Source organism: Kosmotoga arenicorallina S304 (assembly GCF_001636545.1).
Lineage (GTDB): Bacteria > Thermotogota > Thermotogae > Petrotogales > Kosmotogaceae > Kosmotoga_B > Kosmotoga_B arenicorallina.
Window position 1 is genome coordinate 25,237 of record NZ_JFHK01000006.1, and the last position, 23,566, is coordinate 48,802.

Sequence of the window (23,566 nt, forward strand, 5' to 3'; positions counted from 1 at the left end):
TGAAATCCCTCCTCATTTAACTTGACCTTTTTTGGCTTTCTTATCAGCGTGTCCACCGAATCTCCGAGTAGGTGAAAACTCGCCGAGCCTGTGACCAATCATGTTTTCGGTAATATATACAGGAATATGCTTCATGCCATTGTATACCGCTATAGTATGACCGATCATTTCTGGAGTAATCATTGATGCTCTGCTCCAGGTTTTGATAGGTTTCTTTTCGCCCTTTTCGTTCATTTCTCTTATCTTTTTCATCAATTTCGGGTGTACATATGGACCCTTTTTCTGTGATCTAGACATTCACTGCACCCCCTGCTTAAATTTGGTTCCTGCGTTTAACTATGAGTTTGTCAGAAGGCTTCTTGCGTCTTCTGGTTTTATAACCTTTTGCGGGCATTCCCCATGGGCTTTGAGGAATATGACCTTTGGATTTACCTTCACCACCGCCCATAGGATGGTCTACGGGGTTCATGGTCATACCTCTAACGGTAGGTCTGACACCAAGCCATCTCTTTCTGCCAGCTTTACCGTGCACTTCGTTTGAATGCTCTTCATTTCCAACCATTCCGATGGTGGCCATGCACTTCACGATGACTTTTCTCAGCTCCCCGGAAGGCATTCTAAGGAGTGCGTATCTTCCCTCTTTCGCCATGAGCTGGGCATAAGTACCGGCTGATCTCGCAATTTGACCGCCTTTACCAGGTTGGAACTCTATGTTGTGAACAATTGTGCCAACGGGAATGTTTTCAAGTGGAAGAGCGTTTCCCGCCGCTATTTCGGCCTCTGGCCCATTCATTACAGTGTCTCCTACTTTTAGCCCTTTGGGTGCGAGGATGTATCTTCTCTCGCCGTCGGCGTATAGGAGCAATGCAATTCTCGCGGTTCTATTGGGATCGTATTCGATAGCTTCTACTCTGGCAGGTATGCCAAATTTATTTCTCTTGAAATCAATAATCCTGTACATTCTCTTGTGGCCGCCACCCTGGTGTCTGACTGTAACACGTCCATGATGGTTTCTACCTGCCTTTTTCTTCAAAGGCTCTATCAAGGATTTTTCAGGTTCTGTTTTTGTTACTTCGCTATAATCAGGCAGAAGGGAAAATCTTCTGCTGGGAGTAACTGGTTTAAATCTTCTAAGACCCATCTTTTACCACCTCACATCAGTGTTGGCCTTCGAGTTCTTTGATGCGATAGCCTTCTACGAGGGTTACCACAGCTTTTTTCCAGGAGCGGCTTCTTCCTTCAAGTATCCCTCTTCTCTTCGGTTTGCCTTTAACATTGAGCAAATTCACTTTTTCGACCTTTACGTTAAAGAGCTTTTCGACAGCTTCTCTCACATTGTATTTTGTAGCGCTTCGATGCACTTCGAAAACGTATTTGTTATTTTCACCAGCCATCACGGATTTTTCCGTTATGATAGGCCTGATTAAAATGTCGCTGAGAGTAAGTCTGGGATTTGCCATTACCCGAGCACCTCCTCGATCTTGCGGACAAGATCGACTGTTAACACGAGCTTCTCATGGTTGAGAATATCGTAAACGTTTAGACCATCTATGTTAGTCGATCTACCGTTTCCGGGATTGTCAGCTATGATCACCTTGATTTCGGGAATATTCTTTCCCGATAGTTTGACGTTCCTGTATTCCTCTTTTTTCCATGGAAGGACAAAGAGTGCCTTTGTGCCCTTTTCGAATCCAAGATTTGCGACGACATTCTTCATCTCTCTGGTTCTCGGGGTTTCAAATTTTATATCGTCGAGAACAACCAAATTGCCTTCCTGGTGTCTGAGGCTAAGCGCATATTTTAATGCGAGTTTCTTCATCTTTTTGTTGAGCTTCTTCGACCAATCTTTCGGTTTGGGGCCGTGGATAACGCCACCATGTCTCCACAAGGGGTTTCTCGTAGAACCCGTCCTTGCTCTTCCTGTGTGTTTCTGAACCCATGGCTTTCTTCCACCGCCAGAAACCTCTGCCCTTGTCTTTGTTGATGCTGTGCCCGCTCTTCTTGAAGACAATTGCATATCCACATAGCGATGCATCAGGTCGATTTTCTTTTTGTCGCTAATAACGTCATGCCCGAAAATCTCATCTTTAAGTTCAACGGTTCCCACGTTTTTTCCGTTAACGTCTAAGACGTTTAAATGGGCCATAGATATTCCTCCTTCCAAGCATCATCTTCGGGGCTTCTTCGCGCTCTTGATAATGACGAGCCCGCCCCTCGCTCCTGGGACTGCGCCATGCACGGCTATGATTCCATTTTCTGCATCGACTTTAACAACTTCCAGATTCTGAACAGTGACTCTCTCGTTGCCATAACGACCTGGCATTTTCTTGCCTTTCCAGATCTTCGCAGGTTCAGTGTGGTTACCCACAGAACCTAATTCTCTGTGAAACTTTGAACCATGAGAAGCTTCACCACCGCGGAAGTTCCATCTCTTCATGGCGCCGGTGAATCCTCTTCCTTTTGTCCATCCGGTGATATCAACGATCTCTCCTTCTGCGAACACACCGGCATCAATAATGTCCCCAACATTATATTCGTCGGGATTATTCACTCTGATTTCCTTCAATACACGGTGGGGTTTTACATTAGCCGCTTCAAACTTCTTTAAGAGGGGTTTTGTCAAAAGCTTTTCAGCCCTCTTTTGGGGAAGTTCTTCAAAACCAAGCTGGATTGCATCGTATTCACCAGCAGCGGCAGTTTTCTTCTGAATGACCGTGCAGGGACCGGCTTTAATAACGGTTACTCCAAGAGCTTCTCCATCCCTATAAACAGTGGTCATCCCAAGTTTTCTGCCAATTATACCTTTCATGTCTACACCTCCGAAAATAATCACAATTTGATTTCTACATCCACGCCAGCGGGAAGATCAATCTTCATCAGGGAATCGATTGTTTTAGGTGTTGGATCAACAATCTCTATTAGCCTTTTGTGAACAAGCTTTTCAAATTGCTCCCTTGCGTCTTTGTATTTGTGTGGTGCCGTAATAACTGTATACAGTGTTCTTTCTGTCGGCAGCGGCACAGGTCCAGAGACCTTGGCATTCGTGATTTTTACGGCCTCTACAATCTTTTTGGCCGACATATCCAAGAGTCTGTGGTCATAAGCCTTTAAGCGGATCCTGATCTTTTGTTTGGCCATGCCTCCAAGTTCCCTCCTTCTGATAATGGAAAGGAGAGGGGAGCTCCCCTCCCCTGAATATTACTCGATGATTTCGCTGACAACACCAGCGCCAACTGTTCTGCCACCTTCACGGACAGCAAATCTCATACCCTTTTCAATAGCAACAGGGTAAATGAGTTCAACAGTCATAACGACGTTATCGCCGGGGATAACCATTTCAACGCCTTCTGGAAGGTCAACGAGTTCTCCTGTAACATCAGCTGTTCTAATGTAGAACTGAGGTCTGTAACCCTTTGTGAATGGTGTATGTCTTCCGCCTTCTTCTTTCTTCAGAACGTAGATATTGGCCTTGAACTTCTTGTGAGGTGTGATTGAACCGGGTTTTGCAAGAACCTGTCCTCTCTTGACTTCGTCTTTGCCAACGCCTCTGAGAAGACAACCAACGTTATCGCCGGCAACGCCTTCATCAAGAAGTTTTCTGAACATTTCGACACCGGTTACAACGGTCTTCCTGACTTCATATGAAAGCCCAATGATTTCGACTTCGTCGCCAACATGGACAACGCCACGTTCAACTCTACCGGTAACGACAGTTCCTCTTCCGGTGATGGAGAAAATATCTTCGATGGGCATGAGGAATGGTTTGTCTGTATCTCTTTCAGGTTCTGGAACATAGTTGTCAACAGCGTCCATGAGTTCGTAAATTTTCTTTACCCATGGATCATCAGGGTTGTCAGCTTCAAGAGCCATAAGAGCGGATCCCTTGATGACAGGGACTTCGTCTCCGGGGAATTCGTAGTTGCTGAGAAGTTCTCTTACTTCTTCTTCAACGAGTTCAACGAGCTCTTCATCGTCTACCATATCGACTTTGTTGATGAAAACGACCATGGCAGGAACGTTAACCTGTCTTGCAAGAAGAACGTGCTCTCTTGTCTGAGGCATAACACCATCGGTAGCAGCCACAACAAGAATGGCTCCGTCCATCTGGGCAGCACCTGTGATCATGTTTTTGATGTAGTCGGCGTGTCCCGGACAGTCAATGTGAGCGTAGTGTCTCTTCTCAGTCTGGTATTCGACGTGAGTGACGTTGATTGTGATTCCTCTTGCCTTTTCTTCAGGAGCTTTGTCAATAGCATCAAAGGGTGTGAAATCTGCAAAGCCTTTGTAGGAAAGAGATTTTGTGATTGCCGCTGTCAGCGTTGTTTTACCATGGTCAATATGACCGATGGTACCAATGTTAAGATGGGGCTTCGTTCGTTCAAACTTTTCTTTCGCCATTTCTGTCCCTCCTCCATTACAATGAGTGGTGTAATTTATGAACCAAGGATTTTTTCCGCGATTTTCTCAGGTACTTCTGCGTAATGCGAAAACTGTATCACGTGCGTGGCACGTCCCTGAGATAGGGATCGAACCACAGTAGCATACCCAAAGAGTTCCGATAATGGAACATGGGCTTTAACAATTCTGAGCCCGGACTTGTTTTCGAACCCTTCAATACGAGCTCTTCTTGAATTCAAGTCGGCTATCAGATCACCGAGATATTCTTCCGGGCTTGTAAGTTCAACAAGCATAATGGGCTCCAGCAACACCGGACTGGCCTTTCGACATGCCTCTCTAAAAGCCATCGATGAAGCAATTTTGAATGCCATTTCTGATGAATCTACTTCATGGTATGAACCATCCAGCAAAGAAATTTTCAGGTTTACCATGGGATAGCCCGCAAGAACGCCGGACATGGCGGCTTCTTTTGCTCCGGCCTCAATAGCTGGAATGAATTCCTTTGGTATAACACCGCCTGCTGTCCTGTCTTCGAAGACCAATTGCTCTTTACAGGGTTCAACTTTCAATATCACGTGTCCATATTGTCCCTTTCCACCGGACTGCCTTATGTACTTCCCTTCTGCTTTGGCCTCTTCTTTGATAGTCTCCCGGTAAGATACCTGTGGATGGCCAACCCTCAAATTAGCGTTGAACTCCCTTTTTATTCGCTCCACAACGACTTCAAGATGAAGTTCACCCATGCCAGAAAGTATGGTCTCATTGGTTTCCGGATCAACAAAGGTCTTCAATGATGGATCTTCTTCTGTTAAAGCTTGCAAAGCCTTTGACAGCTTGGGAAGATCGTTTTTGCTGGCAGCTTCCACTGCAATTGAAATCACAGGTTCAGGGAATTCAATCTGTTCCAGCAATACCTTCCCGGCACCGTCCGCAACAAGCGTTTCTCCTGTCATCGTGTTCTTCAAACCGACAATGGCAACGATATCACCCGCTCTGATATAATCCACTTCTTCTCTCTGATTGGCATGCATGAAGAGCAGCCTTGAAACGCGCTCTTTGATGCCCTTATTGCAATTAAAGACATAACTTCCCTTGTTAAGGGAGCCTGAGTAAACTCTGACAAAAGTAACCTTACCAACATGAGGATCAACCATGATCTTAAAAGCCATGGCGACAAAGGGAGCCTTTTCCTCTGGCTCCACTTTTACTTCTGCTTGAGTATCCGGATCAATGCCTATGACAGGGGGCAGATCAATAGGTGCCGGCAAATAATCTACAATTGCATCAAGCAAAGGCTGGACACCCCTGTTTTTAAAGGCTGAACCGCACAGTACCGGTACTATTTCATTGGCAAGCGTTCCGGCTCGAATAGCTGCTTTCAGCCTATCTTCAGGTACTTCTTCGCCATTGAGATAGAGTTCCATTATTTCCTCATCGAATTCTGCTACATGGGTTATAAGATCTTCTCTTGATTCTTCGGCTTTTTCTATTAATTCGGCGGGAATTTCTTCGTAACCGTATTCCGTACCTTCGGGGTCGTACCATTTAATTGCCTTCATTTTAACCAGGTCAACGATGCCATCAAATTCGCTTTCTGCTCCTATGGGTATCTGTACAGGGATCGGATTCGCAAAAAGCCTATCAACCATACTCTGAACAGCGGCATCGAAATCCGCGCCAATCTTATCCATCTTGTTGATGAAAGCAATTCGCGGAACACGATATTTGTCAGCCTGGCGCCAAACAGTTTCCGATTGAGGCTCTACACCGGCCTGGGCATCAAAAACAGCAATGGCACCATCGAGTACTCTAAGAGACCTCTCAACTTCCACAGTAAAGTCAACGTGGCCGGGTGTATCAATAATATTTATTCTATGATCTCTCCAGAAACATGTTGTGGCAGCAGATGTTATGGTAATGCCACGTTCTTTTTCCTGATCCATCCAATCCATAGTGGCAGTACCATCATCCACGCTTCCAAGCTTGTATTTCTTTCCGGTGTAAAAGAGTATTCTCTCTGTAGTTGTGGTCTTACCGGCATCAATGTGTGCCATGATGCCAATATTTCTTACGGCATCTAACCTGGTGCGTCTTTCTTTCACAATTTACCTCCTAAGCGGTTACCATCTGAAGTGAGCGTATGCTTTACCCGCTTCGGCCATTCTGTGTACGTCTTCTCTCTTTTTAACGGCAGTCCCCGTGCCATTGTACGCATCTATTAATTCCATAGCGAGCTTTTCGCTCAGGGGTTTGCCTTTCTTCGCTCTGGAAGCATTAACAATCCAGCGAAGTGCGAGTGAAATAGCTCTGTGCTCAGGCACCTCAAAAGGAATCTGATAAGTAGCTCCTCCAACACGCCTTGGTCGAACCTCAAGAAGGGGTCTTACATTGTTAATAGCCTTCTTGAAAGCTTCCATTGGGGGCTGCTTTGTTCTTTCTGAAAGGTGTTCAATGGCCTCATAGACTATTTTTTCCGCTTTGCTCTTTTTTCCATCGATCATAATCCTATTTATCAACTTCGTTACAAGAACATCATTGTAAATTGGATCAGGAGCGACTTCTCTCTTTATTGCTCTTCTTCTTCTCATACAGGGCTACCTCCCTTACTTCTTCGGCCTTTTGGCACCGTATCTACTTCTGGACTGTTTTCTGTTGGCGACTCCTTCAGAGTCCAGTGTGCCTCTGATTATCTTGTATCTTACACCGGGAAGGTCCTTAACCCTTCCTCCCCTAACAAGCACAACAGAGTGCTCCTGAAGGTTGTGCCCTTCACCGGGGATGTAAGCGGTAACCTCTGTCCCGTTGGAAAGCCTTACCCTCGCAATTTTACGAAGAGCGGAATTAGGCTTTTTCGGGGTCATCGTGGAAACCCTGACACAAACACCGCGCTTCTGGGGATTGTTCTCCAGAGCGGGAGATTTGGACTTCTTTTTCACACTCTTTCTCGCGTGGCGCACTAACTGATTAATGGTCGGCATTAGCTTAAAATCCGCCTCCTTTCGACAGTATACCAAAGCCTATTTTACAATGCTGTCCTTACCCTGTCAATCTGAAGCACAGGTTAGCCGGGAGTCTTTACTAAAATTTACAGGATATTTACTTTACAAAAAGGGATAAAAGTTGAAGAAACCCAGATTTGTCGTTCAGTTCGCCGTTCTTATAAGACTCGTCGAGCTTTTGAAGTTCAACAAGTGAAGTTTTGATTTTCTTCAAACTGTAAAGGGTTACCAGATTGGGTCCTCCGGTTGTGCCCGAAAAAGCGAAGCCGGTGATTTTTGCGACTCGGCCCGCTTTGATACCAGTAATCTTCTCCAGCTTTAAGAGGGATTTCCAATCGCCAGCCAGATCACTGTTTGATTGATAAGCTTCTTTAATAAGCCCAAGATCGAAGAGGAGTTTGCTTAATGAGGAAAGAAGTTGCGGAAATACAATATTGCTTTCTTCAATTTCTCTCGTCACAGCACTTGCAGCAATACCTTTCAATATATTCATGGAGATTTCCTCTGATGTGGTGGTGCTCATGGCATAGCAATAAAACTCGATATCCTCAAGAGAGATCTTCTTGTTGAGAGCTTTGAGTTTTTTTAATTCCGAGAATAGAATCCATTCTTTCCCGCCGAACAATTCGAATAACCTTTCCACAGCCTTTTTCTCTACCTCGATTTCCAGCTTTGAAGCCAAATCGTTGATGAACCTTTCCCAACCCTTTTTATCCCAGGGCTTTGGAAGTTCAAAATTAATTATTTTTGAATTCTCCATTGGCTTGTCTTCAACAAAAAGCAAAAGCCCATCTCCCATTTTTTCTATGAGAGATGTGGCTGTTGCTCTCTCCTGCTTATTCCAATTTTTGAATTTTTTAAGCCATATTCCGTTATTCTTAGCAAACATCAAAGAGGTGGTGACTGCCCTTTCAAGCTTCGCGAACTTTTCGTCGTCATCCGGAAAAATAATTGTCGGGTTATTCGCTTTGCTCTTTACGAACAGTTCCTTGAGCAATTCAGAGTCACCAAGCAAAGAATATATCATCACTCTTCCTCCATGGAAAGCCAGACTTCGATTTCAGAACTCAAAGGTTCTCCAGCTTCAGGCCATTGTTCAACGACTCTGCCGGTACCATGAGTTATTACCCGTTCAATTCCGAGTAGATTACCTATTTCATAGACATCATGTAAAGTATACCCCATCAAATCGGGCATTTTCCAGTCGTAAATTTCTCGCTTAAGCTCTATTGGCTCAACATTCATTCCATAGATATTCTCCACGATCTCTGCAAATACAGGGCCTGAAACTGTTCCCCCATAAAATTCTCCTGCTCGCGGGTTGTCAATCATAATGAGTAACGAATATTTCGGGGATTCCACAGGGAAAAAGCCCCAAAACAGGGAATAATAATCGCTATAACTGTAACCGGATTCACCGGCTTTTTGCGCCGTACCGGTTTTGCCTCCAATCCTTATGCCTTCAACCTGTGCTCTGGTGCCGGTTCCGCTTGCTACAACAGATTCAAGCACCGGAACCATTTTCTTCACCAGAGTTTCAGAAAAAATTTGTGATTCTATTCTTCCCGGGATTTCCGTTATTTCAGTACCGTCTCCGATGGCCTTAACAAAAGAAGGAACCAGCAGATTTCCATCTGCTGCGTATGCATTTAGCGTTCTAAGCAGCTGAAAAGCCGTGACTCCTATTCCCTGACCGATAGCAAATTGAAAAGGAGATATTAGCGACCATTCGGAAGGTTTCTGGAAAAGCCCATTAATCTCACCAGCAAGATCAACACCGGTTTTTCTACCAAATCCAGCTTCTATAAGTTTTTCGTAGAATTCAGACTTTCCTATGTTGCTAAGAACTGCACTTGCAACCTGTGTCGTCGCAACATTACAAGAATTTCTAATTGCATCTTTGAAGGTTTCTATTCCATGCTTCTCCCCTTCGGTATCTCTTATGTATATATCCAGACCTTTCACCGGTTGAATTATTCCCTCGCAGAGAAACGTGGAATCCTCGGTTATCGACATTGTTTCAAGGGCTAAACCATAAATTATGGGTTTAATTGTTGAACCGGGTTCAAAAATACCCATTAATCCAACATCCCAATCATAAGTGTTGGTATAGGCAATGATTTTCCCGGTTCTGCTTTCCATAAGAACAGCTATACCACCATCTGCCTTGTTCTTTTTGACCGCTTTTTCGAGAATTTCATATACCATCTTTTGCATACCGAGATCTATCGAAAGGTAAACATCATTTCCATTTTCAGGTTTTGTTTTTATCGTACCAGTGAGCGTTTTTCTCACAAAGCCGTCTTTTTTCCCCTGTAACACATTGTTATAGGTTTTCTCAATACCGCTGAGGGGATTCCCGCTCGTATCAAGGCTTCCAATGATTTTTTCGAGCCCATATTCCTTGAGCGATAACCTTTCTGTATTCAATTCAATAGAAATGTATTTTCTGATTGCAGGGGTGATTTTTCTCATTATTTCGTCAAGGTTCTCTGATTTACCAAGTAACATGAAATAGGAATTAGAAGTGAGTTTATCCAGTACTTCCTCTCCTGGAAGGTTAAAGTATTCGTTGATATTTTTCAGAAGTAGCTCCAGCTCGCCCTCTGTTGCATTTCTCCTGACAAAATCAAGGTCAAGCCATGCTTCGTAAAGCAGTGAATCATACGCGAGAAGCCTGCCCCTGACATCATAAATAGAACCCCTGTGAGCAGGTATTCTGGTCATTTGAGTAACAACCGGAATATCAAGGTTCGCAAAAATTGCGTAATAGACAACCCTTCCGCTAAATATAGTGGTAATTAAGACTAGCAGTATGAATAGTGTTGAAACACGTCCTGTTAGTTTGCTTATTCGGGTTGCACCTCACTTATTTACTTTTCCGCTCTCACCCCAACCACAGTCTCCAGATATGAAATTTCCCTCGACAGGTCGTCGAGTTTTGATTCCATAACTGTTATTTTGGCCGCTTTTTCAATGGCCATCTCGTTGTAAAGATCTGTCTTGTTACCAAAATGGAGAGGTAAAACAATGGAGACCGTAGTAGCAAGAAAAATGATAATAATCTGAAGCACGGTAACAACAGGCCACACACCGCTCTGGGTGAGAACCATATCGCGGGTTTCTAACTTTGTTACCCTCCGCTTCGCTATAATGGATTGCACGAGACGTTCCTCCCTTCAGATCCGCTCCGCTGCCCTCAATTTTGCACTTCTCGCTCGAGGATTTTCTTTCACCTCACTATCAGACGGTATTATAGGCTTCTTTGTCAAAATTTTCAGCTCAATACCCTTCTTCTCCCTGAACGCAACTTTAACCGTCCTATCCTCCAGCGAATGAAAGGTGATCGCAACCACTCTTCCACCGGGGTTGAGATATTCAGGAATCTTCAAAAGAGTGCTCTTAATGACCTCCAGCTCATTGTTTACTTCAATCCTCAAAGCTTGAAAAGTTCTCGTAGCAAAATGTCTTTTTCTTCTGTGGCGTTCTTCAGGCGGTAAGGCTGATCGAATAGCCTCAACTAATTCGAAGGTTGTTTGGATGGGTCTCCGCTTCGCTATGCTCCGGGCTATCCGCCTGGAAAAACGCTTTTCATCGCCATACTCGAATAGGATTCTTGCGAGTTCCTGTTCCGAGTACCTATTTACTACATCCGCTGCTTTGACAGGGTTGTCAAGGTTCATTCTCATATCAAGGGGTTCGTCTACTTCGTAGCTAAATCCTCTTCCTTTTGCTTTGAGCTGGTAGGTAGAAACGCCAAGATCGAGTAAAAATCCGTCGACCTTGCTAATGCCCAACGATCCCAGAACAACGTCAAAATTCAGATAAGAAACATTGAACAAACTTACGTTTTCCTGAATATCCCGTAATTTTCGCTCCGCTAATGCTAAAACCTCAGCATCTACATCTAAGCCGATAACGCTAGATTTCGCCGAGGTTGCTTCAATAATAGCTCTGGTGTGCCCACCTTCGCCCAAAGTACAATCCACGTAAACTCCATCATCCCTTGTAAGCAAATAATGGAGCGCTTCGTGAACCATCACGCTCCGGTGGGACTCATGGTACTCTCTTGGCAATGTCATTCACTCCGCTCGTATAAAATATTATCACTTTTTACCCTGCAATGTCAAATTTTCTTTAAGATTTTTTTTGACTTCTAAAAAGCTCATCAAAAAGGCATCACAGAAAGGGAGATTATTCATCACTCTTTTCCACAGCAGCGAAGAAAAGTAATTCCTTCTCAATAAAGGCATCAAGATCCCCATCCATGACAGCCTGGATATCCCCGGTTTCGTGCAATGTCCTGTGATCCTTTACCATTGTGTAAGGTTGGAAAACATACGATCTTATCTGACTGCCCCAGGCAATTTCCTTTTGCTCGCCAAGTAATTTCATTTTCTCTCTTCTTTTTTTCTCGAGTTCAAGCTCAAAGAGTTTTGCCTTTAAAATTTTCATTGCGGTGGCTTTATTTTGATGCTGTGAGCGCTCATTCTGACAGGTCACAACGATCCCCGTGGGAAGATGAGTTATCCTCACAGCAGATTCCGTTCTGTTAACATGCTGACCACCTGCTCCGCCAGCCCTGTATGTGTCTATCCGCAATTCATCTGGTTGAATTTCTATTTCCAGGTCATCTTCCATTTCCGGCGAAACGCTTACCGATGCAAAAGAGGTATGCCTTCTATGGTTGGCATCGAAGGGGGAGATTCTTACAAGGCGGTGGACTCCTGACTCATATTTGAGTTTCCCGTATGCATATGGACCCACAATTTGAACCGTTGCGCTTTTTATTCCAGCTTCATCACCGGGTTGATGCTCTATAATGTTTACCTTGTAGTTACTCTTCTCAGCCCATCTGGTATACATGCGCAGGAGCATTGAAGCCCAATCCTGTGATTCAGTGCCTCCAGCTCCCGGATGTATGCTCAAAAAGGCGTTGTTCTGATCATACGGGGCGCTGAGCAATATGTTTAATTCAAATTCCCGAACCTTTCGCTCTGCATCTTTGATCAATTCTTCAACCTGTTCAGCGAAACTCTCATCTTCTTCAGCGAGCTCCACCGCAACTTCTATATTTTCAAATGTTTCTTGAGCCTCGTTGAGTAGCTGAAGTTGACTTCTCAAAGATTGCGCTTCCTGACCGAGTTTACCAGCAGCCTTTTGATCTGACCATATCGAAGGATCAGATAGCTTTTCCTCTATTTCTGTTAACCTTTTCTTTGTTTTCTCAATATCGATTGTAGAACTCATGGATTTGAACTTTTCTTTGAGCTCATTTATCCTCGAGTTGGTCTCATAACTAAGCATGGTACACCTCCAATAGCAATTACCTCTTTATCTTGAAACGTTTTCTGTAGGCACTCTTATGTGTACCTTTCTTTTCTGCTGTTTTGCTGGACACTGCAGAAAAATCAGAGTGGACATAATTAAGATTGTTTATTTCGCTCTTCGCTTTCTTTTCAACCTTTTCGCTATCGATTTTCACCAGGCGCGTAAGAACGGTTACAACATCATCATAAAGCCCATCTATCATATCCTGGAAAAGAGTGAAAGACTCCTTTTTGAATTCTATCACAGGATCCTTCTGACCGTAAGCTCGCAACCCGACAGAATCTTTAAGATGCTCAATAGCTTCAAGGTGCTTCCTCCACCGTTCGTCGATCATTCTCAACATGAGAAACTTGAATACTTTTGTAAATTCTTCGGCGAATTCCTCTTTTTTCTCGTTGTAAACCTTCAACAGGTTTTCCATGAGCCCATCTTTTAAGCTTGACATATTTTTTGCATTAACTGACTCAAGCAACTTTGCGGGGATGAAGGAGAATAGCTTCTTCAATTCTTCCTGTGTAGGCAACTCTTCCAGCTCATCCAGCCTTCTGGATATCACATCTTCGAAGATTTCTTTCACATGATCATCAAAATTTTCACCGCTGAGCAGCCAATCCCTGTGGGCATATATGGCACTTCTTTGCTTATCAACAACGGAATCCAGCTCATAAAGCCTTTTCCTTATAGAGAAATGAATCCCTTCTATTTTCTTCTGCGCAGAATTTATTATCCTGCTCAGTAAGGGATGCTCTATTGGCTCGCCCGGCTTCATCCTCAGGGTATTCATTACACTTCCTATTCGTTCACCGCCAAAAAGCCTTATAAGGTCGTCTTCCAGCGAGAGGAAGAATCTCGATTCGCCCGGATCGCCTTGCCTTCCCGAACGCCCGATGAGCTGATTATCAATTCTTCTGCTTTCGTGTCTTTCAGTTCCCAGGACATAAAGGCCACCCAGTTCGGTAACTCCTTCGCCAAGCTTTATGTCTGTCCCTCTGCCTGCCATATTGGTCGCGATAGTTATTGTTCCCTTTTCCCCGGCTTTTGCAACGATTTCCGCTTCGCGTTCGTGATGTTTAGCATTGAGAACTTCATGGGGAATGCCTTTCTTTCTTAACTTGCTGCTCAACAATTCGCTTTTTTCTATTGAAGTAGTCCCTACGAGCACAGGCTGTCCCTTTTTGTAGCGTTCCTCGATTTCCGAGACAATAGCTTCGTATTTCTCTTCAAGAGTTCTATATATCAAATCATCTCTGTCTTTTCTTATTACCGGTTTATTGGTGGGAATAACTACGACCTCAGCTCCATAAATAGAGATGAATTCGGCTTCTTCGGTAGCGGCTGTCCCGGTCATCCCGGCGATCTTCTCGTACATTTTGAAGTAGTTCTGGAAGGTTATCGTTGCAAAGGTCATGCTCTCTTCCCTGATCTTAACGTTTTCCTTAGCTTCTATCGCCTGATGCAGTCCTTCGCTGTACCGTCTTCCCGGCAGTAATCTGCCCGTGAATTCATCAACAATTATTACTTCGCCATCATTTATTATATAGTCAACATCTCTTTTGAACAGTGTTCGAGCTTTGAGTGCGTTGAGAAGGTGGAAGAGATATTTATAATTGTTGGGGTCATAGAGGTTCTCAATGTTCAGCAGCCTCTCCGCCTTTTCAATTCCTTTATCAGTAAGGCTAACCGTTCTTTCTTTTTCATTTACAGTAAAATCCTCATCTACCGTAAATCGCTTCGCTATGAATGCAAACTGGCGGTACATAGACGACGAATCAGATGAGGGGCCTGAAATTATCAGCGGGGTTCGGGCTTCATCTATTAATATACTGTCAGCTTCATCAACAATTACGTAGTGATGTCCGCGCTGCACCTTGTTTTCCAGATCATATACAAGATTGTCCCTTAGATAATCGAAGCCAAACTCGTTTGCCGTTCCATAGGTGATGTCGCACTGATAAGCGAGTTTTCTTGTTGAAGGTTCCATAGAAGATTGGATATATCCAACAGTGAGGCCAAGATATTCATATACTGGTCCCATCCAGTTAGCGTCACGCTTTGCGAGATAATCATTTACCGTAGCAAGATGTGCCCCTTTACCAGTTAAAGCATTCAAATACATAGGCATGGTCGCTACAAGGGTTTTACCTTCACCGGTTTTCATTTCGGCAATTTTACCTTCGTGCAATGCAATTGCACCCATAACCTGCACATCAAAGGGTCTCATACTCACTGTACGTTTCGCTGCTTCTCTTGCAAGAGCAAATGCCTCAGGCATCAAGGAATCTATGGGTTCTCCCCTTTTGAGCCTTTCCTTGAATTCCTCTGTTTTCTGTGGAAATTTCTCAGCAGGCAAGGATTCCATTTCTTTTGAAAGAGCGTTTATTTGCTTTGTTATAGCACTGTATTTTTTCAAAATTCTCTTGTTCTTATCAAACAATGAGCTCATGATGCCCATTACTAACACCTCTATTCAGTATACTCTCAGGGAATGTATAAGGTTTCCATTTTCTTCCATTGACTCTGTATATAACAGCGCTGTATCGACCTTCATTCCCAGTAAATCATAGAAAATATCACCAAGGTTCACAAAAACTTCGGCTATGTTTTCAGCGTTACTAAGGTCTTTTAGATATGTATATCTATCATTTTTTCCCAATTCCTTCCCTGAGGATAAGTGTTTTAGATAGTCTTCGGAAGATAGATTTGTTATCACGAGTCTCTTTCCATTCAGCAGGAAATAAATTTTTTCAAAAATGCTTTTGAGTTCATATACCTCAAAACCATCCGAGTTGTAATGTTTTGCTCCCCATTCTTCAAGCTTTTGAAGCTCCGGTTTGATGTCAGCGCTTTCCGACATATGGAATCTAAGTGCAAAACTGGTGGGGCTCGCAACAACACTTCCAAAAATCTCAGCTGTTCCCTGGCTCTCTCTTGTGAATTCAACAATTAGATCCGCAAGTTCACTATAAGGTTCAAGGCTCTCATCAAACCAATGGGAAAGTTCCCGCCTTAAAGTGGAAACGCTGTCCCCGGGAAAGAAAGCGAGGTAATTTCCGAAATACCTTTCGGATAACGCCTCTTCCTTTGTGCTCATGTAGCCGGTAATCCTATTCTTTTCGGATTCATCAAGGAAGATATTCTCCTGAACCATTGTTGCTGTCAGGGTATGGCCTTCCGGATTAACGAATAGCGTTGTTCTTTTCGTTGTGAAAGAATATTCCAGTCCAAGACCTATTTTGAAACGGTCACTATCAAAATACCCTGTTATCCAGTAGTTTTCACTTGCCTTTACGAATTTTGCCGCAACTTCCTCAGAATCTATCATCCTTGCTGCCTCACCATGATAAGCCTTCAAAGGATTTTCAACTGCATTATGAGTATCTCCGAGGATTAAAAAACTATCGCCGGTATGAAAATACACTTCTCCACTATCGCTTCTTAGTTCTCCGATAATGTCACCCTCTTGCTTAAAAATTGAAGCTTCCAGAAGCGATGCTATGATTTCCAGCAACTCTTCAGGGTCTTTTGATTTCCACACGAGAAAAATGTCCTTTTTGTTAGTTTTGAATTTTTCAAGGATGTATATTGGGTCAAAGGTGATTATATCTTCGAGTTCAATGGCAAATTCCTTCCCCGCAAGCAGGAGCTCTCCATTTATGGCGTTTTTTATCTTCCGTTCATCAAAAACATTGCCGCTTGAATAACCAGCGGCTGAAAGAAGTGAATAAAAATACTCTTCCAGGCCAAGGCCTTCTTTTTCAAGATAAACGTAAAAGAGATTGGTATTTTTCTTGAGATAGTCAAAATTATCGGCGCTTTTTCTGACGATAAGGAAATATCCCGCATTTGACGGAAGGAAGTCTGTGATATTCTGCGAAAACACAAAAAGATTAATCGCTAAAAACACCAGTACAAATGTTTTTCTCAAAGATATCACCTTTCCGGGATCAGAGTTTTGAAAGCTTCTTCTACACAGCCATCTATGTCAGGGCTCATTCTTTCACCCTGGTTTTCAATTTTCTTTATAACATGAATGAGATACTCAATGTTACCACTCTTGCCTCTCAAAGGTGAAAATACTAAATTTTTCACCCACATACCCTCTCTGTAAAAGCAATCAACAACCTTGTTGAGAACCTCTCTGTGTTCCATGGAGCTGAGAACAACCCCCCTTTTTGGTCACCCCGGGCCCTGCTTCAAACTGCGGCTTTATCAAGCAAATGCAGTCCCCCTCAGCTTTCAGCATTCCAGAAATGCTGCCAGTTACTTTCGTAATGGAAATAAAAGAGAGATCAGCGGTCACGATATCAACAGCACCATTGAGAATTTCCGGGGTAACATAGCGTGCATCGGTATTTTCAAGGGAGACCACTTCGGATTTACTTTTCAAAAAGGGATGCAACTGTGAGGTCCCCACATCTACTGCATACACCACCTTTGCTCCCCGTTCCAAAAGCAATTGGGTAAATCCGCCGGTTGAAGCCCCGAGATCACATGCGCGCTTACCTTTTACAGAGACTTTAAAACTATCAAGGGCTTTCTCAAGTTTATAATAAGCCCTGCTTACCACAAATTTATGGTCAATTAGCTCTATGACGGCATCACCTGAAATCCTTTTACCCGGTTTGTCCACCAGTTTTCCATCAACCTTAACTTTACCTGATTTTATGGCTTCACTTGCTTTTGAACGGGACTGAAAAAAGGATTTCTTTACGAGCAACTCATCAAGCCTAAGTTTCGAATTCATCAAACAACACCTTGTATAGTACCAACCCTTGCGCCGGTGCTGAACTCGGGAGCATTGACCTGTCCTTTGATTCGAGAATTGTTTTCACAGCTTCCGGATGAAGATTCCCGCTTCCTACACGTACAAGGGTACCCACAATATTTCTGACCATTCTCCTGAGAAAAGATATACCTTCAACTCTGATAAGCACAATGGATTTCCTCGTTCTCAAAACTCTTATGTTTGTTATTGTCCGTATCGTGGTCCTGTCATCTCTTCCCGTGCGAAAAGCTGCAAAATCATGCTCACCCAGCAGAAAACTCGCACCCTTTCGTATCAGTTCAATATCTATCTCATAAGGAAACCACCAGGTATATCTCTTTTTGAAAAGATCGGGTTCCGGAGCGTTTAATATGTAATAGTGGTAAATCCTTTTCTTTGCATGAAAGCGTGGGCTGAATTCTCTGGGAACCTCGTATACTTTTCTGACGTAAATATCATCGGGAAGGTTCGCGTTGAGGGCGTCTTTCATGGTTTCCGGGGATAACCTTTCCAATCCAGAGTTAAAAGCAATCACCTGTCCAAAGCCATGAACACCAGTATCTGTGCGGCCAGCAGCGTCTGTTCGGACTTCTTCTTTATGTATCTTTGCGAGGGCTTCTTCGAGGGAACCTTGCACTGTTCTGCGATCGGGTTGAACCTGAAACCCAAAAAAATCTGTCCCATCGTAAGCAACTACAGCTGCAAATCTCTTCATCCCATTTCACCTTTGCCAATTGCATTTTCCGTATCACGCAACTCTCCAAAGAGATAGACAATGCCGGAAAGATCCTTTCTGAATGCATTGAGATCGCCGGAATAAACATTCCAGAGAATCTTGCTGACAAACATTTCAACATATCTCATCAATTCTTTCTCAAGTTCTTTCTTTTTTATTTGCTCCTCTTCCCTTTCTTCAAAGCTCAATTTCGATAAAAGCCACTCATTCAGGAAATGGTCATCAAAATTGATAGTCCCTGAATCATAGCTCCTCATCATATTGAAGATTTCCTCGGAGATTTCCCTCAGCGAGAAATATCTTGAAATAGCTTTTATAGTGCCTGCTTCATAGAAAGCTTCAAGACTTTCAGGGATTTCTAATTCGTACTTAAAATACAGCAAATTGATATCACTGTGTTTTCGCTCAAATACTATTTTTCTTCTTAATGCAGCTTCAAGGCCATAAGCGCTAAGGCACTTCCAGTACTTCCCATCAAGGAGCTTTTGTGCCTGCTCCTGTGACCACGCGACCATCATTCCCGATTTTGTCCGGTGGTCGAAATTGATTTTCTTTGGTGAAAAATAAGAAGTTTCATCGTAAATGATATGGACGTAGTTATTCACTATTTGACAATCCTTTCTACAAGTTTCTTTAAGAGTCCTGTTTTTTCCATCGCAGACTTTCGATTGACGCCTCTTGACATAAGATAGAACTTGATCTTCGGTTCAGTGCCTGACGGCCTGGCAATTAGCTTTAAGTCATCCTCATATGTGAGCTCAACAACGTCTGCTTTCGGCAAACCAGCAACCCCTTCTTTGTAGTCTTTGAAATCGACCAGTTTTTTACCATCGATTTCCGCGGGAGCGCTGTGCCGTAAATTTTCCATTATTCTGGATATTCTTTTCATGCCTTCTATTCCTTCAAAGGCAAAGCTTTCCAATGACTCCATATAGTAACCATACTTTTCGTAGATTTCATTGAGATACTCCAGCAGGCTAATACCTTTTCCTTTCAAAGTGGTCGCGATAGTTGCCGCCAGGGCAGAAGCTATAACCGCATCTTTATCCCTTACATGAGTTCCATAAAGATATCCATAACTCTCTTCAAAGCCAAAAAGGAAGTTCCCGCTTTTTTCAATTACGGATTTTTCTATTAGCTCGCCAATGAATTTAAATCCCGTTAGCGTTTCTTTGAGGGATACTCCATACTCCTGAACAATGGACTTTGCCAGATCGGTAGTAACAATGGTTTTAACCACAAAGGGGTTATCGGGAAGTTCATTTTTCAAAGAGTTCAGCAGGAATTCAAGCATTATGACTCCTATCTGGTTTCCGGTAATGCTAACATAGCCTTCGTTTTCCCGACACATAAGCCCCATTCTATCACAATCAGGGTCTGTTGCGATTATTATATCGGGGTTAAACTCTTCCGCCTGTTTCAAGGCCATCGCAAAAGCTTTCGGATCTTCCGGGTTGGGATAGCTGACCGTCGGGAAATTGCCGTCAGGCTTACTCTGTTCCACAACAACCCTCACGTTACACCCCAACCTTTTCAAAACATTCATAACCGGCTTATAACCGGTACCGTGAAGAGGGGTATATAGCACCTTCAAAATTTCAGGATTTGATTTGTGTAAATTCAACAGGTGCTCTGATAGTTTGATTATATAATCCTCAAAGTTTTTGGTTAAAACATCAGGGACTTTTTCTATAAGCTCCTCGTTCTTTTTCAGATCGATGAAAAAGTCAAGTTTTCTTATTTCTTCGATGATAGCTTCTGCATAACGGGGAACAGCCTGCGTGCCATCATGGGTATAGACTTTGTAACCGTTATATTGTGGTGGGTTATGGCTTGCCGTTATCACGATACCACCACTGCATCCCAGTTCCCTGACTGCAAAGCTCAGAACAGGAGTAGGAGTAGGATCCGCAAAAAGGTAAGTCTTAATTCCATTCGCCGATAACACTTCTGCTGACCTTCGCGCAAATTCTCTGGACATCTTCCGGGTGTCAAAGGCTATGACAACAGAAGGTGAAGGATAATTCTTCTTAAGCCAATTCGAGAAACCCTGTGTTGCTCTTGTCACAGTGTGAATGTTCATTTTATTTGTTCCAGCGCCTATTATGCCGCGAAGTCCTCCTGTTCCAAATTCAAGGTCCGTGTAAAAGCTTTCTATTACCTGATTTTCGCTAAATCCTTTTAATTCCTCAACGACTTCGGGATCAGCTTTCTGGATCCACCTTTGATACTCTTTTATCGCTTCTTCTCTATTTCTTTCCATCGCTACCACCTTCCAATTGCTTCCAGATGATTTATGGTACCATCATTCAAAACTTCTATCACGTCAAGCTGGCATTCTTCGAATTTCGGATTTCTGTCAGCTATGAATTTGTTTGCAGCGAGTTCTATTCGCCTGAGTTTTGAACTGTTCACTCTGATACGGGGCTGAAACGCTTTATTCCCGCCTTTAACTTCAACAAATACAAGCCTTTTCCCTTTCATAGCAACAATATCAAGTTCACCAAAGGGATACCGGACATTTTTTTCGACCAGTTTGTACCCCTTTTTCAACAAATAAGCACAGGCAAGTTCTTCGAAGCGTTTCCCTTTTTCGACACTCATCTCAATAGATCTTTGGAACTTTCAATTGTCTCGATTCACGCTCAGGGAAGAGAGAAATAAGATCGTCGGTATGCTCAAATTCTCTTTGCCTGTCTTCGCGCAATTCCAGATTTTCTTCTATGGGTGTGAACATTTCTTCGTAGCCGTCAACGCTCAACTCGTCAATTAAGGACATATAATCAAGAATTTTTGAGATATCTTTAATGAGCTTTTCTCTTTCTTCAGCTTTGAGTTCCACTTTAGCAAGGGATTCAAGGTGCAGGAGCAATTTTTCATCAACGTGTATATTCATCATACATCCTCCTCCGGCATTTCCACTTCCCTCAAATATTTCGCTGCGTATTCAGGCGGAGTTGGATTTATATAAAATCCGGAGCCCCATTCAAAACCAGCTACTCTTGTCAATCTTGGGACGATTTCCAGATGCCAGTGATAGTACTTCTCGCCTTCCATGTTAGAAATTCCTGTATGCAGCATGAAATTAAAGGGTGGATTGTCAAGGGCTTTGTAAATTCTGTATAAGGTATTTTTCAAAATCCGGGCAAATTGCTTGACCTCTTCGGTTCCTATTTCACCAAAATTGAATCTATGTTTTTTGGGCAAAATCCACGTTTCAAAGGGGAATCTGGCGGCAAAAGGCTCAAAGGCAAGAAAGAGGTCATTCTCTTCGACGATCCGCGTTTTCTCAAGCAGCTCTTGATTCAATATATCACAATACACACAGCGTTCCTTGAAATTGTAATAGTCAAGGCTTCCCTCCATTTCCTCCACAACCCTTTTAGGCACAATAGGTGTGGCTATCAACTGGCTATGAGGATGCTGCAAGGATGCACCCGCTTCTTTGCCATGATTTTTGAAGATGAGCACGTATTTTATTCTTGGATCTTTTTCCAGTTCGTTGAACCTGTATTTATACGCCCATATTACTTCCTGAACCTGTTTCAGCGGAAGTGTGGCGAGATTTTGATCGTGTTCTGGCGTTTCTATAATTACCTCGTGTGTCCCAAAGCCCTTTATCACGTCATACATGCCATGTCCAAATTTATCAGGTTCCAGTTTCGGATCCAAAGCGGGGAATTTGTTTGGTACGACCCTTATCCACCATCCCGGTTCATCTGGTTTCGTTTTTTCCCCTCTGAAAGCCATTATTTCTGGGGGAGTCGTGTGCTCATTACCGTAATCGAAAGGGCAAAATCCTCCTCCGGGTAGCTCCTGTGCCTTTTTGAAATCATTAGGTCTCTTTGAACGTTCGGTTGCGATTATTACCCAGCGCTTCAGTATCGGATCCTTTCTGAGCTCAGGCATCAACCGGCCTCCTCTCGGATTGTATTATTCTCTTATATAACTTTATGTATTCACCTGCAGAATTTTCCCATGAGCAATCCGTCTTCATGGCGTTCTTAACAACTGTTATCCAGTCGCTTGAATGATAGGTATCCAGTGCCCGTTCAACGGCTCTGGTTAATTCCAGCGAATCGTAGTCAAAGAACCCGAATCCGTTTCCAGTAGCCGTATTGAAATCGAATTCTTTAACAGTGTCTTTCAATCCACCTGTGAACCTCACCACCGGGACAGTTCCGTATCTCATCGCGAACATTTGCCCCAGTCCGCAGGGCTCGTATTTTGAAGGCATCAAGAACATGTCACTTCCGGCATATATTTTCTGCGCCAGATTCACATCAAAGCAAATGTTGGCTGAAACTTTTTGGGGGAATTTTTCTTCGAGACTTCTAAAGAGATTTTCATATCGCTCTTCACCGGTGCCCAGAATAACCAGCTGCAAATCCTTAGCCAAAAGGTCTTCGGCTGCTTCCGCAAGGATATCCAGGCCCTTTTGATCTACAAGCCTTGATATCAGGCCAACCACAGGTGCGTCAGTTTCAGGAAGGCCGAGTTCTTTTTGAAGCGCAAGCTTGCAGCTTTTCTTACCGCTGAGGTCATCTATACTGAAAGTAGCTGCTATTCTTTTATCTGTCTCTGGATTGTATTCGGTATAGTCTATCCCGTTAATAATCCCTACCAATCGGTCGCCAAGCTTTGAAAGCAAGTCATTTAAGCCCATTCCATATTCTTCGGTCTTGATTTCCTCGGCATAAGTCGGGCTTACTGTACTCACGAAATCTGAAAAAACAATGCCCGCTTTTAAGAAATTGAGCATATCTCCAGTAGATAAATATCCTCTTTCCCAGTAATACCCGGGAAGCTTTGTTAGCTCGAAATAATATTTATCAAATGTTCCCTGATAGCCAAGGTTATGGATAGTAATCAAAGTCTTGGGTATAGCATCTCCGAAAAAAGTCTTGATGAACGCTGGAATTAAGCCTGTTTGCCAGTCATTGCAATGTACAATATCAGGTTTTAAGATTTTAGAAAGCTGAAAAACAGCATCCGAAAAGGCAAGAGCCTGTACCCCCAGATCGCTTCCACCGTATACGTCATCTGAGTCAATTAACTCATCATTCTTTAGGAGAAAAACAGGTATGTTTCCCTTATTCAGGGTGGTTTTATAAACTTCGAAGGTGTAATTTGATTTCAGCTCGCTGGTGTTAACTGTCAAACCGGTTTTTTCTATATGATTTGCATTTTTTTCAACAATCTGATGGTAAGGCATCGCTATCTGCACCTCTACCCCTTGTTTCACAAGGTATTCAGGTAAACTGCCAACCACATCCGCCAACCCGCCAACCTTTGCGAGGGGGTACACTTCATAAGAAACCATCAATATTTTCATAA

Annotated in this window: 26 protein-coding genes; all 26 read right to left on the reverse strand. The window is 43.2% G+C overall.

Annotated features, from left to right (window positions below; genetic code table 11):
• Positions 1–12 precede the first annotated feature (12 nt).
• Positions 13–297 carry a 30S ribosomal protein S19 gene (gene rpsS, locus AT15_RS05160; protein WP_068347075.1) on the reverse strand — a complete coding sequence of 95 codons (285 nt, stop codon included), beginning with the start codon at positions 295–297 and terminating at the stop codon, positions 13–15.
• Positions 298–313: 16 nt separating this feature from the next.
• Entirely contained in the window at positions 314–1,141 is an 828-nt protein-coding gene (gene rplB / locus AT15_RS05165; RefSeq protein ID WP_068347077.1) for a 50S ribosomal protein L2, read from the reverse strand.
• Between the two features lie 16 nt (positions 1,142–1,157).
• A complete protein-coding gene (gene rplW, locus AT15_RS05170) occupies positions 1,158–1,460 on the reverse strand; it encodes a 50S ribosomal protein L23 (RefSeq protein WP_068347079.1) in 303 nt (100 codons plus the stop codon).
• Positions 1,460–2,146, reverse strand: coding sequence for a 50S ribosomal protein L4 (rplD, locus tag AT15_RS05175; RefSeq protein WP_068347082.1), 687 nt, complete (start codon positions 2,144–2,146; stop codon positions 1,460–1,462). Before rplD ends, rplW begins: the two co-directional genes overlap by 1 nt.
• A 21-nt stretch (positions 2,147–2,167) precedes the next feature.
• Positions 2,168–2,809, reverse strand: coding sequence for a 50S ribosomal protein L3 (rplC, locus tag AT15_RS05180; protein ID WP_068347084.1), 642 nt, complete (start codon positions 2,807–2,809; stop codon positions 2,168–2,170).
• Positions 2,810–2,829: 20 nt separating this feature from the next.
• A complete protein-coding gene (gene rpsJ / locus AT15_RS05185; RefSeq protein ID WP_068347086.1) occupies positions 2,830–3,138 on the reverse strand; it encodes a 30S ribosomal protein S10 in 309 nt (102 codons plus the stop codon).
• 60 nt (positions 3,139–3,198) lie between these two features.
• Positions 3,199–4,398 (reverse strand): elongation factor Tu, encoded by a 1,200-nt coding sequence (gene tuf / locus AT15_RS05190; protein ID WP_068347088.1) that lies wholly within the window; start codon positions 4,396–4,398, stop codon positions 3,199–3,201.
• 35 nt (positions 4,399–4,433) lie between these two features.
• A complete protein-coding gene (gene fusA / locus AT15_RS05195; protein WP_084251508.1) occupies positions 4,434–6,500 on the reverse strand; it encodes an elongation factor G in 2,067 nt (688 codons plus the stop codon).
• Positions 6,501–6,518: 18 nt separating this feature from the next.
• Entirely contained in the window at positions 6,519–6,986 is a 468-nt protein-coding gene (rpsG, locus tag AT15_RS05200) for a 30S ribosomal protein S7 (RefSeq protein WP_068347090.1), read from the reverse strand.
• A gap of 15 nt (positions 6,987–7,001) precedes the next feature.
• On the reverse strand, positions 7,002–7,376 hold the full coding sequence (rpsL, locus tag AT15_RS05205) for a 30S ribosomal protein S12 (RefSeq protein ID WP_068347092.1): 375 nt from the start codon (positions 7,374–7,376) through the stop codon (positions 7,002–7,004).
• Between the two features lie 118 nt (positions 7,377–7,494).
• Positions 7,495–8,424: a DNA polymerase III subunit delta gene (locus tag AT15_RS05210; RefSeq protein ID WP_068347094.1), complete on the reverse strand. Its 930-nt coding sequence runs from the start codon at positions 8,422–8,424 to the stop codon at positions 7,495–7,497.
• Entirely contained in the window at positions 8,424–10,124 is a 1,701-nt protein-coding gene (locus AT15_RS05215; protein WP_068347105.1) for a penicillin-binding protein, read from the reverse strand. Before AT15_RS05215 ends, AT15_RS05210 begins: the two co-directional genes overlap by 1 nt.
• A 146-nt stretch (positions 10,125–10,270) precedes the next feature.
• Positions 10,271–10,561 (reverse strand): hypothetical protein, encoded by a 291-nt coding sequence (locus AT15_RS05220; protein ID WP_068347106.1) that lies wholly within the window; start codon positions 10,559–10,561, stop codon positions 10,271–10,273.
• A gap of 15 nt (positions 10,562–10,576) precedes the next feature.
• Positions 10,577–11,479 carry a 16S rRNA (cytosine(1402)-N(4))-methyltransferase RsmH gene (rsmH, locus tag AT15_RS05225; protein WP_068347108.1) on the reverse strand — a complete coding sequence of 301 codons (903 nt, stop codon included), beginning with the start codon at positions 11,477–11,479 and terminating at the stop codon, positions 10,577–10,579.
• 112 nt (positions 11,480–11,591) lie between these two features.
• Positions 11,592–12,704, reverse strand: a complete 1,113-nt coding sequence (gene prfB, locus AT15_RS05230; protein WP_068347110.1) for a peptide chain release factor 2 — start codon at positions 12,702–12,704, stop codon at positions 11,592–11,594.
• A 19-nt stretch (positions 12,705–12,723) separates the two neighbouring features.
• The gene (gene secA, locus AT15_RS05235) at positions 12,724–15,180 is read right to left on the reverse strand and encodes a preprotein translocase subunit SecA (protein WP_068347112.1); all 2,457 of its coding nucleotides are present in this window, start codon (positions 15,178–15,180) and stop codon (positions 12,724–12,726) included.
• A gap of 15 nt (positions 15,181–15,195) precedes the next feature.
• Positions 15,196–16,653, reverse strand: a complete 1,458-nt coding sequence (locus AT15_RS05240; RefSeq protein ID WP_068347114.1) for a hypothetical protein — start codon at positions 16,651–16,653, stop codon at positions 15,196–15,198.
• 5 nt (positions 16,654–16,658) lie between these two features.
• Positions 16,659–16,817 carry a hypothetical protein gene (locus AT15_RS10275; protein WP_161484655.1) on the reverse strand — a complete coding sequence of 53 codons (159 nt, stop codon included), beginning with the start codon at positions 16,815–16,817 and terminating at the stop codon, positions 16,659–16,661.
• Positions 16,818–16,842: 25 nt separating this feature from the next.
• Positions 16,843–17,472 (reverse strand): TlyA family RNA methyltransferase, encoded by a 630-nt coding sequence (locus tag AT15_RS05245; protein WP_084251516.1) that lies wholly within the window; start codon positions 17,470–17,472, stop codon positions 16,843–16,845.
• On the reverse strand, positions 17,456–18,208 hold the full coding sequence (gene truA, locus AT15_RS05250; protein ID WP_068347116.1) for a tRNA pseudouridine(38-40) synthase TruA: 753 nt from the start codon (positions 18,206–18,208) through the stop codon (positions 17,456–17,458). Before truA ends, AT15_RS05245 begins: the two co-directional genes overlap by 17 nt.
• Positions 18,205–18,834: a hypothetical protein gene (locus AT15_RS05255; protein ID WP_068347117.1), complete on the reverse strand. Its 630-nt coding sequence runs from the start codon at positions 18,832–18,834 to the stop codon at positions 18,205–18,207. Before AT15_RS05255 ends, truA begins: the two co-directional genes overlap by 4 nt.
• Positions 18,834–20,492 (reverse strand): phospho-sugar mutase, encoded by a 1,659-nt coding sequence (locus tag AT15_RS05260; RefSeq protein WP_068347119.1) that lies wholly within the window; start codon positions 20,490–20,492, stop codon positions 18,834–18,836. The genes AT15_RS05255 and AT15_RS05260 overlap by 1 nt, the downstream gene beginning before the upstream one ends.
• A gap of 2 nt (positions 20,493–20,494) precedes the next feature.
• Positions 20,495–20,833 carry a YraN family protein gene (locus AT15_RS05265; RefSeq protein WP_068347121.1) on the reverse strand — a complete coding sequence of 113 codons (339 nt, stop codon included), beginning with the start codon at positions 20,831–20,833 and terminating at the stop codon, positions 20,495–20,497.
• A gap of 1 nt (position 20,834) precedes the next feature.
• Positions 20,835–21,128, reverse strand: coding sequence for an Asp-tRNA(Asn)/Glu-tRNA(Gln) amidotransferase subunit GatC (gene gatC, locus AT15_RS05270; protein ID WP_235598514.1), 294 nt, complete (start codon positions 21,126–21,128; stop codon positions 20,835–20,837).
• Positions 21,125–22,138, reverse strand: coding sequence for a galactose-1-phosphate uridylyltransferase (gene galT / locus AT15_RS05275; protein WP_068347123.1), 1,014 nt, complete (start codon positions 22,136–22,138; stop codon positions 21,125–21,127). Before galT ends, gatC begins: the two co-directional genes overlap by 4 nt.
• Positions 22,131–23,564 (reverse strand): glycogen synthase, encoded by a 1,434-nt coding sequence (locus AT15_RS05280; RefSeq protein WP_068347125.1) that lies wholly within the window; start codon positions 23,562–23,564, stop codon positions 22,131–22,133. The genes galT and AT15_RS05280 overlap by 8 nt, the downstream gene beginning before the upstream one ends.
• Positions 23,565–23,566: the final 2 nt, after the last annotated feature.